This window comes from Psychrobacillus sp. FSL K6-1267 (assembly GCF_038003265.1).
In the GTDB taxonomy this organism is placed as follows: Bacteria; Bacillota; Bacilli; order Bacillales_A; family Planococcaceae; genus Psychrobacillus; species Psychrobacillus faecigallinarum.
On sequence record NZ_JBBOOR010000001.1, the window covers coordinates 683,471 to 695,795 of the forward strand.

Consider the following 12,325-nt stretch of genomic DNA (forward strand, 5'->3'; position numbering starts at 1 on the left):
AATGATCGGTTACATTCTGTCACTGGCTACGTTGGCTGTAGCCATTTGGCTAGGTGTATCGGTCGGATCTGTAAAGGTGCCGATCAGTACTTTATGGGATACAGGAACAGATGCGATTGCAACTAATATAGTATGGAAGATTCGCATGCCGCGGGTTATACTCGCAGGATTAGTCGGAGCATCCCTGGCAATAGCGGGAGCGGCCTTTCAAAGCTTGCTTAAAAACCCACTAGCCGACCCTTATACACTGGGAGTGTCGTCCGGAGCATCTGTTGGTGCAGTGGCTACACTCTTTTTTGGAATTTCGGTACCTTTCTTAGGAATGTTCACCTTGCCTGTTTTCAGTATGGTAGGGGCATTAGTTACAATGCTCATCGTTATTTCCTTCGCAAGGCTAGTAGATCGCGCGATGAAAATGGAAACGATTATTTTAACAGGTATTATATTTAGCTCATTTCTTGGTTCAGTCATTTCCTTAATGATTGCTCTGACAGGTGAAGAGCTACGGCAAATTATTGGTTGGCTGTTAGGCAGTGTATCTATGAGGGGCTGGAGCTATGTTCAGATGGCATTGCCATTCATGGTAATCGGTTCACTATTACTATGGTTAAATCGTAGGGAGCTAAATGCCATGCTCTTTGGAGAAGAACGAGCACAGCATCTAGGTGTGGATGTAAAGAAGCGTAAAATGATGATATTAATTGGTGGGTCAATGCTTACAGGCACAGCCGTATCAGTGTCTGGAACCATTGGTTTTGTTGGATTGGTAGTGCCACATATGACTAGACTTTTATTTGGCTCCGATAACCGGCACGTGCTTCCTTTGAGCTTTATAAATGGAGCTTCTTTATTGATCATTTGTGATCTTGTATCCCGTACGATTATTTCTCCAACAGAGCTTCCAATAGGGGTAATTACTGCGTTTATAGGGGCACCTGTTTTTGCTTTTATCTTCTTTAGACAACGTAAAAAAGGAGGCGCTTAACTTGCTAGAAGTAAAAAATATTTCTGGTGGCTACGATCAAAAGCTAGTAGTGGAGGACGTTTCCTTTCAAGTATCAAAAGGAGAAATGCTAGGAATATTAGGACCAAATGGGAGTGGAAAATCTACTCTCCTTAAACTAATGAGTGGCATACTCACACCATCATCTGGAGAGGTACTAATCGAAGGTAAGCTGTTAAAGTCCTTTGCCTCGAAGGAGCTAGCGAAAAAGTTGGCTGTGCTTCCACAGCTGCACAATCAGGCTTTCTCACATACCGTTCGAGAAACAGTTGCACTTGGTCGTTATCCTCATCAATCAGGGTGGTTTTCTACATGGTCTTCAGAAGATGAATTCGCTATAAAGGAAGCAATGAGACTGACTGCCGTCGATAAGTACGATAAGCATTTACTAGAGCTTTTGTCTGGTGGAGAGCAACAGAGAGTATTTGTAGCCCAGGCATTAGCTCAGCAGGCTCCCATACTGTTGTTAGATGAACCGACGAATCACTTGGATATCGCTCATCAAAAGCAGCTGTTAGATACAATCAAAACACAAGCAATTGAGAATGACATTACAATTATTAGTATTTTTCATGATATTAATCTTGCATCGCTATACTGTGACAGACTTTTACTAATGGACCAGGGGCGCATTAAAGTAATCGGGGAGCCCCAAGAGGTAGTGAAAAAAAGTTTAGTGGAAAATGTTTATGAGGCTAGGGTTAGTACTAGTCCCCATCCAGAGCGCCCTAAACCGCAAATAACTATTTTACCAGACGTAAATGAAAAACAAGACAATCAACTAATTACTTCATTCAACTTTAAAGTAACTGGAGAATATGTCCTCTTTCAGGCAGAAAATCAATTAAAAACTTGGTCTTCTGCAGTCATTAACGCGGGAAGTGGCTGGTATAGAAACTTCGTGAATAGAAGAGTAGATGCACAGTATCACTGTGATAATGTGCAGGAGGAAATGTTAAATTATCTTGCTGCTCGAGGTTTATCGGAGGCGGATACTGTAGGCATGATGACTGCAGTCAGGACTACAGACGCTGTGATAAAAGAGTATGTAACACCTTTAGGGAGTCTTGTGGTAATGGTTACCGCGGGGGTTGGAAATGCAGTCGATGTTTCGCGAGCTCACGAAGTAGAAATGTTCCCCGCCATAGGTACCATCAATACATGGGTTATTATTAATGGAGAGCTTGCGGAGGAGGCTTTTATCCAGTCTGTCATCACTGCTACGGAAGCTAAAACGAAGGCAATGGCACATGAACAAGTCATGGATCCTCGGACGGGTACTCTTGCCACTGGTACATCGACAGATAGTGTATTAATAGCTGCGACACAAAAAGGGACCTATATAGAGTATGCAGGTCCTATAACTGAGATTGGTAAAAAGATTGGGCAAGGAGTCTTTGAATGTACCGTTGAAGCTATTCAGATATACAAAAAGGCAAAGGGATGGGTGTAAGATGGCATCTCATATGTTAGCGGTAACAATTGGTCTTCTGCTAGATCGATTAATTGGAGATCCACCAAATTGGCCACATCCAGTTCGGTGGATTGGAACGCTTATCTCAAAATTAACTAAGCGATTAAACAAAGGAAGTTATAGGAAAGTAAAGGGATTACTTTTAGTCCTAATAATAGTAGGGTTATCATTCAGTATTGCTCTAGTATTAGTGTTCACTGCGTACTCAGTTCATATTGTCCTTGGTATTGCTGTGGAGAGTATTTTGATAGCCTCTGGGCTAGCTCAAAAAAGCTTGAAGGTTGCAGCGATGGAGGTCCACAAGCCTTTGATAGAGGGAGATTTAGACACTGCTCGTTTAAAGCTTTCCTGGATTGTTGGAAGAGACACTGAAGATCTAGGAGAGGGGGAAATAACAAGAGGGGTGGTAGAAACAGTCTCCGAGAATATAAGTGATGGAGTAACCGCCCCATTGTTTTTTGCCTTTTTATTTGGGGCTCCTGGGTTATGGGCTTATAAAGCAATTAATACATTAGATTCTATGGTAGGCTATAAAAACGAAATATTTAAAGATTTTGGCTATGTTGCTGCCAAGCTAGACGACATTGCAAACTATATTCCAAGTCGTCTAACTGGGTTGGCAATTATGCTTGGTGGAAGGAAAGAAACTAGTCTTCCCTTTAAGCATCGAATGACTCGCTGGTTGATAGATGCAAAGAAACATCCAAGCCCCAATAGCGGCTATTTAGAAGCTGCCACTGCTTATCAGCTAGGTATACAGCTTGGCGGAAGAAATACATATAAAGGGATAGTTTCTAATCGTGCATTAATGGGAAGCAAAGAGGTCTCACTAAGTGCCAGACATATATTAGGAGCCATTTCACATTTACACACAGCTGTCCTTCTTTTTTGGTTTGGGATGACAGTGATAGGAGGTTTAATACTTGTTGTTACCTAGTCACGGAGCAAATGCTCAACAATTATATCAGCGCTTGAACATGTCTATGCCTGAGACAGTGATAGATTATAGTGAAAATGTGAACCCTCTAGGTCCTCCAGATTTTGTTAAGGAGCAGTGGGTATCATATAGAGACCTAATAACTAAGTATCCTCATCCGCAGGGCGAGCCCTTCCTGACTGCAGCTGCAAATTATCACAGTGTAGGCTCTGAACAAATACTTATTGGAAATGGTGCAGCAGAAATTTTTGCAACCATAGCTATCCGGTATCAGCAGAAAAAAGCATTGATTATCCATCCAACGTTCTCTGAATATGAGGCTACGCTAGCACCATATCAAACATCCATTAAGGAGATTATAGCTATCGGTAAGCTTCCGATAGAGGAGGTTCTTAGTGAGCTTGAGAAGGCTGATGTTATTTATATATGCCGACCGAATAATCCTACTGGCTACCTGATTCCATTAGAAGAGATTATACAGATAGCGAATCATGCTAAAATGTATAACTGTGATTTGGTTTTGGATGAGGCTTTTTTAGATTTTATAGACGAAAAGGAATCCTTTATCCCATATTTAAACAACCTTAAAAATGTAATTGTCGTCCGTTCGATGACTAAAATGTATGCAATTCCTGGACTGCGGTTAGGCTATGCAATTGCTAATAAGGAAATTATAAATAGTCTTCGCTCAATGCTGCCTCACTGGAATAGCAATGCATTAGCGACTACAATTGGAGCCCAGTGCTTCATGGAGACAAAGTATAGACAGAGAACAGTTGACTTCGCAATAAAGGCGAGAGAGGATTTTCAACAATTTTTAGGTGAGCTAGATTGTAGAGTTCTACCATCTAATACAAACTTTCTATGCTTCCAGCTACCTAATCCATTGCAGTCGAAGATATTCTTTGAACATTTACTAGCTCGAGGCTATGTGCTCCGCCATACCGAAAACTTTAAGGGTCTAGACGGTGATTGGTTTCGAGTGGGTATGAAGAAAGAAGAACAAATGGAGCAATTAAAAAAGGAGATGACCTCATGGTTCGAGGAAAACTCGTCTTCATAACAGGTGGAGTGCGGAGCGGAAAAAGCAGCTTTGCGGAGCAATATCTGATGAATGAGCAGGCACTACGTAACGTCTACGTTGCTTCCGGTGTAGCAACAGACAAAGAAATGGAGCAAAGAATTGAGTATCACCAAAGAGACCGAGCTAGTTATCCGGTGGAATGGGTTACAATCGAGCAATCGAGACATTTTGAGCAACTAACGGCAGTTATAAAGCAGGATGACGGAATTCTTTGGGACTGTGTCACGACTTGGTTAGCGAACGAACTGTATGTGAGTAATATGGAACAGGTAGAGAAGCGGCTATTTGAAACAATTGACCGTTTGCTAGAAAAGGTTAAGGTGATGGTGATTGTTTCAAATGAAGTACTAGATGAGCATCTTTCTATCTATGAAAGCGTGGTTCGATATCAGCAATGGATTGGTCGGATTCACCAAAGGTTAGTTATAAATGCTGATGAAGCATATGAAATGGAATATGGGTTAGGTCATCAATGGAAATGAGGTGGAGTAATGAATAGCTTGCTACTAGCATTTCAATTTTTTACCGTAGTCCCAATTCAAAAAAGTCTTCCGATGGAAAAGAGACATATAACGGGAATGTATAGTTTCTTTCCTTGGATAGGAGCAGTCATTGGATCAATTGCTTGTTTGCCCATCTACTTTGATTGGAGCTCGTTAATGACCGCATTTGCTGTTGTAAGTCTAGGAATCCTGTTGTCAGGTGGACTCCATATGGATGGGTTCATCGATACTTCAGATGCTTACTTTTCCTATAGAGAACAAGCAAAGCGAATGGAAATTTTAGACGACCCTCGGGTTGGGGCTTTCGGTGTAATGGCGACTGTTTTATTGATTTTAGGCAAAATAATCATTATATCTGAGGTATTGTCTGCTGAAAGCTTTCACTTCCTATTTATTATCATTATTCCTTTTTTATCAAGAGTGGTTCTTGTGATTCTATTTGGAATTACGGAAAATGCTAAAGAGAGCGGCCTTGCCCATTTTTTTAAACAAAAGCTACACGTTCAAACAATTATACCTCTGACAACGAGTTTTTTGTTTATAGCCATTTGTCTGATTGGGCTAATGACATATTGGCTGATTGCGATGACTCTTTTAAGTGTGTTAATTCTATTCATTTGCATATATCGCAGTTGGTCATTAAAAAATTTCGGGGGAATCACAGGTGATTTACTCGGAGCCAGCTTAGAGCTTACGGAGGTCATACTATGGATAACGCTTTTACTGTTACTCTCGTAAGGCATTTTCCAACACAGGGAAATGTCCACAAAAAATATATTGGCTGGACAGACGAACCCATTATGTCTGGTCTTAAGGCAGTTAATAGGTTAGGGGAAGCTAAGCAAGTGCTTGGCAGCGATTTACTTCGATGCCGACAGACCGCTGAAATGCTATTTGATGATATTTCTTATATAGGAAGTGCAAAGCTTAGAGAATGTTCCTTTGGTATTTGGGAGAAAAAGACGTACAAGGAATTAAAGGACAATGAAAAGTACCAGACCTGGCTAGAGGATTTTTATCGTAATGCACCTCCTGAAGGGGAATCGCTACAGCAACTAGAATCTCGGGTGATAGAAGGATTTTATGAAGGAATTTCTCAATCTAATCCTGTAATCATTATTACACATGGTGGGCCAATTCGAGCTTTGCTGAGTAAATTTGTTAATAGCTCCAAAAGCTTTTGGGAATGGGAAGTGCCACACGGAAGCGCTTATACATTGCATTGGAAGGATAAACAAGAAGTAATGGAGGGAAAACATTGCATATCATTTTCGGTGGAGCATTTAATGGAAAAAGAGCTTTTGTAGAGAAGCAGCTAGCTGGTCAAAATGTTCAATGGATAAATGCAGAAGAGGGGATCCCAACAATTTTGCCTAATATAGAAGTGTTGGCAGTAACAGGATTTGAAAATATTCAAGAAGATCAGTTAAACAAGTGGTTTTCCCAGTTGAAGCAATGGGACGATGAAAAAGAGATTTATGTTGTTGCTACTGAAATAGGAAGAGGCATTGTTCCGATGGAAGCCAGTATGCGAAAGCTAAGGGATGATGTAGGGAGATTCTATCAGCAGCTTTTTGCAGTCGCAGAAAGTGTCACACGTATTTGGTATGGTATACCACAAACTATAAAAGGGAGATGATCATATTGAAAATTTATACAAAAACAGGTGACAAGGGGCAAACAGGTTTAATAGGTGGCAGAACAGATAAAGACGATATTCGTGTAGAGGCGTATGGAACGATAGACGAGTTAAACTCCTTCATCGGAAAAGCGGTGACAGAGCTAGATTCAGTTAAATTCAAGGACATTTTAGAGGATTTGGAAACGATTCAGCATGAGCTATTTGACTGTGGAGGAGATTTAGCAAATGTATCCAATCGTCGTATTTATAAAATGACTGACGAGGCAATAGAGGCAATGGAAAAACGAATTGATGTACTTGTAGAGGAAGGACCAGTATTAGAGAGATTCATCCTTCCAGGAGGAACTCCTGCTGCAGCAACACTCCATATTGCTCGCACCATCACTCGTCGTGCGGAACGATTAACAGTCACTTTGTCTAAGACAGAAGTGGATGTGCCTTCTGTTGTTCAACGCTACTTAAATCGTCTATCTGACTATTTATTTGCAGCAGCACGAGTAGCAAATGTTCGAGAAAATGTAAGTGATGTGGAATACGTAAGAAGTGCAAAAGTGTTTAAAAACGTAGGTAGTGAGAAAAAAGAAGGGGAATAATTTAGATGAAACTTCGATTATTAACACTTGCTGCAATGTTTGCAGCTCTATCAGCTATAGGGGCTTTAATAAAAATTCCTGTAGGAATTGGGAGTGCGGCACTAGACACAGTGCCTGCACTTATTTCATCTCTATTCTTACCTCCCGTATACGCTGGTGCTGCCTCTCTAGTAGGTCATATTGCCTCTTCCTTGTCAGCAGGTTTCCCATTCGGGCCACTACATATCATCATAGCTCTAGAGATGTTTATTATCCTATTTGTCTTTACAAAACTCCATCAAAAGGGATATCACTTTTGGAAATGGGTTTTCTTTATCGTTGCAAATAGTGTACTGGCCACTTTACCATTCTATTGGATTATTTCACCTGCATTCTTCATTGGCGCATTACCAGGCATCACATTGGCGACCATATTAAATGCTTCCATTGCCATGATCGTTTCACCTGTTGTTGAAAAAGTAATGGAACGAGTAAAGACACATGCGTAACGCAATTTTATTGCCTAATGGGCTGGTGCTTACAACTGATAACTCGGCAGCAATAGGAGAAAAGGAAAAAGATGTAGTGCATATAGCGGATGAAGTAGTTGCTTACTTTGCAGCTAGAGTAACCATTTTGGAGCAATGGGCAGCTAAAGCATTTCCACAAACGATTATCGTACATAACTTTTCTGGAAACGAAAGCTGGAGCAAATATATAAAAGGGATTAAACAATTATTTGATGAGATTGCTGAGGAATGCCCCATAATAACGGGGAGCAGCGAAACGAATATGGAAACTTTGCAATCTGCCATGGCCCTATCCATGATTGGTGAAAAACAACTAGAAAAATTTCATGATTTTCAGTGGTATGCCTACGGAAAACCATGTGTTGGAGAAGAAGTAATAAAAGAAATACAAGCTATCGCAGACTTAAAGAAAATCTGGGAAGCAATGAAGTCAGGAATGGTTCATGCAGTTTGGCCAGTTGGCTCTACAGGTATCGCAGGAGAATGTAACCGGTTAGGAATCGAGGGCTATCTAGATGGATGGAATTTAAATATTTCAGCTGGTCCAGCAACGACTGTTCTTTTAGGTATTAGTCCGACGAGAGAACAGGAAGCTAAATTACATTTTGGAAAACACTTTCAAGTCATTAAATAGAAGACTTGCAATCTATTGAAAAACAAATTCCGTTTTCATGAATAAAATTTCTTTTGCAGTCTATTTCATAATTGAAATGGACTGCTTCTTTTTTATTTGATGCCTCAGTTACTAAAGACATCAAATAAAAAAGCTTAAATTCTCGTTTTGAAAAGAGAAATTAAGCTATAAATATTATAGTATCACTCCTGAAAAATTGCCTCTAATCACTAGAATGTCATTTTGATTGTAGCATATAAAGGATGCAACAATGGACGTTCTATTTTCCTGCTTTTCGAATTTTTCAATAATTACCTCACAAATTATTGTGTCGCCAGTATATACAGGTTTTAAAAACTCAAAATTCATGTTCCGAGCTAGCACATTGTTATCACCACCTACTTTTGTTGGTAATGTAGCAGTCATTAACCCTTGAACCACTACTCTTCCTTGTTCATCTGGTTTCATATGATGAATCCCCTCATCACCTGAAACCTTTGTAAATAATTCCACATCTTCTAATGTAAAAGTTCTTTCAAATCTAATTATTTCTCCAACTCTTAATGACATATTATCCTCCTTTAAAAAAATTTTTCCTTATCAATTAATTCCAATATAAACCAATTTAAATTCTACCGTTATAGCTATTAAAAATATAATTCTTAATTATTATTTTACTTCACCGACTATCTAAACTACGAAATTCAAACAATGATGTAATTGAGACCCGTCCGATACGACTTCTTCGCTAGTAATCGGATTTTTCTCTTTTTCCTCATGTGTAATAAAAATGCTAAATTTAATTTTTTTAAAAAGGGGGAAAAAACATTCTAATGCTAAACACCGCGAAAAAAATATAGGGGAGCGTTGAAAAAAGTTAATCTATAAGACTCTCTGCCGATAAAAGGAGGGTGATTAGGTACACTTTTTGTTCATATTCAAGAAAGTAAATTCTAGCTCCAGCGCCTTGCCCCTCGAGGTCAAATGGATAAAAGCTCCGGTGGCTGAGGGACTGCCTCCTCGCTTTTTCTCATTTGCTTGTCAGGGCAGATATAGGCGCTTGCGCTTTTCTATCTGTCTAGCTCCAGCGCCTTGCCCCTCGAGGTCAAATGAGTTAAAGCTCCGGTGGCTGAAGAACTGCCTCCTCGCTTTTTCTCATTTGCTTGTCAGGGCAGATATAGGCGCTTGCGCTTTTCTATTAAGAAGTATAAAGGAGATAAACTAATGTTTCGTAATTATGTGGAAGGTGATATGGTCGTCATTCAAGGTGACTATGCAGCTTCTATTGTTTTATTATCCGTTTTAATCGCTGTTATTGCTTCTTATTCGGCTTTGGCGATGAATGGAAGAGCTCAAAGGAATGGTTTCTTTCATCGATATATTTGGTTGTTATTTGCATCAATTGCTATGGGATTTGGAATTTGGTCTATGCATTTTGTCGGAATGAGTGCATTTTCCTTACCAGTCCATATGAAATACAATGTACCGCTAACGGTTTTATCTATAGTACCAGCTATGATAGCTTCCTTTTTAGCTTTTTATCTTTCGAGCCTTTCTAAAAGAGGATTTTGGATGTACGTCTTAGCTGGAATCTCAATGGGTACAGGGATTTCCACCATGCACTATATGGGAATGTATGCAATGGAAATGGACATCTTTTATACTTATGATCGTTTACTGTTTGCAGTTTCTATAGGGATCGCAGTAGCAGTCTCAATGATAGCAGTCTATATATTTTCAAGTCTGCAGCTCTATATGAAAAATCGTTGGATTCAATTGTGTACTGCAGTGATTATGGGATTGGCTGTTTCTAGCATGCACTATACAGGGATGTCAGCTATCACTTTTTATATGCCAAAGGATTTCCCAATACATACACTTGCACACGAGATGGAGAATATTGGAGGCTTAGTTATTATAGTCACTGTTGGGATGGCATTTTTGCTCGGTATGCTTTTTTTATCGGGGCAAATTGACCGTTATGTGGAATACCGCACGAATTTTTTTGATTCCTATACGAAGCTGCCAAACCGACGTTCATTTGAACAGGATCTTCAGAAACATCTGTTTCCAGAGTATTTGAGCATCTGGCATTTGAATGGCTTGGAGGAGCTAAATAAAGAATATAGCTATCAAATTGTAGATGAAGTTATCAAGCGATTAGCAGAAAAGTTTAAATCACTGGCTCCAGCTTCATCTGAACTATATAGAATGGAGGAGAACCGCTTTGCTTTTTTGATGAAGGACGTTAAAGACAATTCGCAAGTAAAAGAAGCAATGCAGAGAATTGCCGATTATTTGCAAAAGCCTCTTTTGATTGATGGTGAAAAGATTTATCTTTCTTCAGTTTGTGCCGTTGCAGAGGCCAACAATAAAACGGAGGCAGTTGCTTTATACGCTAACGTTCTAGCAGTTATCGACCATTCCTCTACAAATTTCGTAAACGAGGTAATTTTCTATGATCCATCCATTCACACCCGCACTTTTGAACGGGAGTTAGTAGATGATATTAGTCGTGCCATTAAAGATGGTGAATTATTTTTAGTCTATCAGCCGAAGGTTTCTCTCAGGGGGAATCAGGTAGAAGGTCTTGAAACTTTGCTCAGATGGAACCACCCAACACATGGGCTTCTATCTCCTGCAGTATTTATCCCTATACTTGAAACGCATAATCGAATGGTGGGAGTTACGGACTGGATTATTGAGCAAGTCTGTAGGCAGATTGCAAACTGGAGGGAGAATGGCATTTCTTTTGAGCAAATCTCTATTAATATTCCTGGAGAATATGTAACATCACCGAAGCTTCTCCATGTGTTGAAAGACAATATGCAGCATTATAAGGTGTCAGCCTCCCAGTTAGAGTTAGAAATAACCGAAACAAGCTTTGTCAGAAATATAGACAAAGCAATACAAGCGGTCATAGCTTTTCGAAAGGAAGGGCTATCAGTAGCCTTAGATGATTTTGGTACAGGAGTTTCATCTTTGTCCTATTTAAAAAAGATGCCTATTTCTACATTAAAGATAGACAAATCCTTTATAGATGAAATTCCAGCATCTGAAAAGGACTCTTCCATCATGGAAGCAATGATTGGGCTTGGTCAATCCCTAAAATTGACCATTGTATTTGAAGGAGTAGAAACGAAGGAACAAATAGAGTTCTTAAAAAATGCCTGCATCATGCCCGTCGTGCAGGGATATTATTTTTCTAAGCCACAAACGAGCGAGGAAATAGTTTTGTGGAATCAAGTTCATTTAGCGACAACTAAAGCATTAGCCTAGAAAGCATCGATTCCTACTCGATGCTTTTTCCAAATGAAAAAAATAGTGACTAAGCAATGTCTCAAATCCTATAACTAGAATGCCTTCTAATTGATCAGAATTGAATTAATTTAAATTATACAAAGGATAATTTTCATTCATACATGAATATTGGAACAAAAGTTGATTGCAGCGGCAGTCGGCGACTCCGTGTGAGGATGGGGAAAGATAAGCCATTACAAACGACGCGCAAGCGACGATGATGGCTTATCGCTCCCCCACGGAAAGCGTCCGACTAAAGCGCAAATCAACCATACTTAGTCCAAGGTTTCACTTTTTAGGAAGTGTATTTGTTGAATTATCTCTTAAATGGAATTAGTTAAACAAAAATAGTTTTTATTCAAACACAACCATTTATCCAAAAGTTGATTGCAGCGGCAGTCGGCGACTCCAGTGGGAGGAGGGAGAAAGATAAGCCATCACAAACGACGCGCAAGCGAAGGTGATGGCTAATCGCTCCCCCACGGAAAGCGTCCGACTAAAGCGAAAATCCATCATACTTTTCCCCAAGCCTTTCTAGAATTTATACATGGGTAAATACCTCAGAGAGGATCTACCTAACCTTTTCTTATTCCAGCCTAACCTTTAACTAATAAACCAATTAATCTAATCCTTATATTAAAATATTTTTCATTTTAGCAATTATTCT

Annotated in this window: 13 protein-coding genes; 12 read left to right on the forward strand and 1 reads right to left on the reverse strand. The window is 39.6% G+C overall.

From position 1 onward, the window contains the following. The first annotated feature begins 1 nt into the window (after nucleotide 1). From MHB55_RS03500 to MHB55_RS03550, 11 genes are read left to right on the forward strand one after another with little or no spacing between them, the layout of a single operon-like run. Nucleotides 2-985, forward strand: a complete 984-nt coding sequence (locus MHB55_RS03500) for a FecCD family ABC transporter permease (protein WP_186318228.1) — start codon at nucleotides 2-4, stop codon at nucleotides 983-985. A 1-nt stretch (nucleotide 986) separates the two neighbouring features. Then, a complete protein-coding gene (locus MHB55_RS03505; RefSeq protein ID WP_340862605.1) occupies nucleotides 987-2,456 on the forward strand; it encodes an adenosylcobinamide amidohydrolase in 1,470 nt (489 codons plus the stop codon). Nucleotide 2,457: 1 nt separating this feature from the next. Further along, nucleotides 2,458-3,414 (forward strand): adenosylcobinamide-phosphate synthase CbiB, encoded by a 957-nt coding sequence (gene cbiB, locus MHB55_RS03510; protein WP_340862606.1) that lies wholly within the window; start codon nucleotides 2,458-2,460, stop codon nucleotides 3,412-3,414. Further along, nucleotides 3,401-4,477, forward strand: a complete 1,077-nt coding sequence (locus tag MHB55_RS03515) for a pyridoxal phosphate-dependent aminotransferase (RefSeq protein WP_340862607.1) — start codon at nucleotides 3,401-3,403, stop codon at nucleotides 4,475-4,477. Before cbiB ends, MHB55_RS03515 begins: the two co-directional genes overlap by 14 nt. Further along, nucleotides 4,450-4,980 (forward strand): bifunctional adenosylcobinamide kinase/adenosylcobinamide-phosphate guanylyltransferase, encoded by a 531-nt coding sequence (locus MHB55_RS03520; RefSeq protein WP_340862608.1) that lies wholly within the window; start codon nucleotides 4,450-4,452, stop codon nucleotides 4,978-4,980. The genes MHB55_RS03515 and MHB55_RS03520 overlap by 28 nt, the downstream gene beginning before the upstream one ends. A 9-nt stretch (nucleotides 4,981-4,989) precedes the next feature. Then, nucleotides 4,990-5,739 carry an adenosylcobinamide-GDP ribazoletransferase gene (gene cobS / locus MHB55_RS03525; RefSeq protein WP_144539749.1) on the forward strand — a complete coding sequence of 250 codons (750 nt, stop codon included), beginning with the start codon at nucleotides 4,990-4,992 and terminating at the stop codon, nucleotides 5,737-5,739. Beyond that, nucleotides 5,709-6,308, forward strand: coding sequence for a histidine phosphatase family protein (locus tag MHB55_RS03530; RefSeq protein ID WP_144539747.1), 600 nt, complete (start codon nucleotides 5,709-5,711; stop codon nucleotides 6,306-6,308). Before cobS ends, MHB55_RS03530 begins: the two co-directional genes overlap by 31 nt. Continuing rightward, entirely contained in the window at nucleotides 6,260-6,640 is a 381-nt protein-coding gene (locus MHB55_RS03535; RefSeq protein WP_144539745.1) for a bifunctional adenosylcobinamide kinase/adenosylcobinamide-phosphate guanylyltransferase, read from the forward strand. Before MHB55_RS03530 ends, MHB55_RS03535 begins: the two co-directional genes overlap by 49 nt. 5 nt (nucleotides 6,641-6,645) lie before the next feature. Continuing rightward, nucleotides 6,646-7,236, forward strand: coding sequence for a cob(I)yrinic acid a,c-diamide adenosyltransferase (locus MHB55_RS03540; RefSeq protein ID WP_144539743.1), 591 nt, complete (start codon nucleotides 6,646-6,648; stop codon nucleotides 7,234-7,236). 5 nt (nucleotides 7,237-7,241) lie between these two features. Beyond that, nucleotides 7,242-7,724, forward strand: coding sequence for an ECF transporter S component (locus tag MHB55_RS03545; RefSeq protein ID WP_340862609.1), 483 nt, complete (start codon nucleotides 7,242-7,244; stop codon nucleotides 7,722-7,724). After that, nucleotides 7,717-8,379, forward strand: a complete 663-nt coding sequence (locus MHB55_RS03550; RefSeq protein WP_340862610.1) for a hypothetical protein — start codon at nucleotides 7,717-7,719, stop codon at nucleotides 8,377-8,379. The genes MHB55_RS03545 and MHB55_RS03550 overlap by 8 nt, the downstream gene beginning before the upstream one ends. Before the next feature lie 174 nt (nucleotides 8,380-8,553). Here the strand turns inward: MHB55_RS03550 and MHB55_RS03555 are convergent, their stop codons facing one another. Next, nucleotides 8,554-8,928 carry an enoyl-CoA hydratase gene (locus tag MHB55_RS03555; protein ID WP_340862611.1) on the reverse strand — a complete coding sequence of 125 codons (375 nt, stop codon included), beginning with the start codon at nucleotides 8,926-8,928 and terminating at the stop codon, nucleotides 8,554-8,556. A 654-nt stretch (nucleotides 8,929-9,582) separates the two neighbouring features. Between MHB55_RS03555 and MHB55_RS03560 the strand changes: the two genes are divergently transcribed. Then, nucleotides 9,583-11,637, forward strand: a complete 2,055-nt coding sequence (locus MHB55_RS03560; RefSeq protein WP_144539738.1) for an EAL domain-containing protein — start codon at nucleotides 9,583-9,585, stop codon at nucleotides 11,635-11,637. Nucleotides 11,638-12,325 lie beyond the last annotated feature (688 nt).

Bases quoted from the DNA above. Each gene is read 5' to 3' on its own strand.
- MHB55_RS03520 (WP_340862608.1), top strand. From the start codon at position 4,450: ATGGTTCGAGGAAAACTCGTCTTCATAACAGGTGGAGTGCGGAGCGGA.
- MHB55_RS03560 (WP_144539738.1), top strand. From the start codon at position 9,583: ATGTTTCGTAATTATGTGGAAGGTGATATGGTCGTCATTCAAGGTGAC.
- MHB55_RS03550 (WP_340862610.1), top strand. From the start codon at position 7,717: ATGCGTAACGCAATTTTATTGCCTAATGGGCTGGTGCTTACAACTGAT.
- MHB55_RS03500 (WP_186318228.1), top strand. From the start codon at position 2: ATGATCGGTTACATTCTGTCACTGGCTACGTTGGCTGTAGCCATTTGG.
- MHB55_RS03555 (WP_340862611.1), bottom strand. From the start codon at position 8,928: ATGTCATTAAGAGTTGGAGAAATAATTAGATTTGAAAGAACTTTTACA.
- MHB55_RS03530 (WP_144539747.1), top strand. From the start codon at position 5,709: ATGGATAACGCTTTTACTGTTACTCTCGTAAGGCATTTTCCAACACAG.
- cobS (WP_144539749.1), top strand. From the start codon at position 4,990: ATGAATAGCTTGCTACTAGCATTTCAATTTTTTACCGTAGTCCCAATT.
- cbiB (WP_340862606.1), top strand. From the start codon at position 2,458: ATGGCATCTCATATGTTAGCGGTAACAATTGGTCTTCTGCTAGATCGA.
- MHB55_RS03545 (WP_340862609.1), top strand. From the start codon at position 7,242: ATGAAACTTCGATTATTAACACTTGCTGCAATGTTTGCAGCTCTATCA.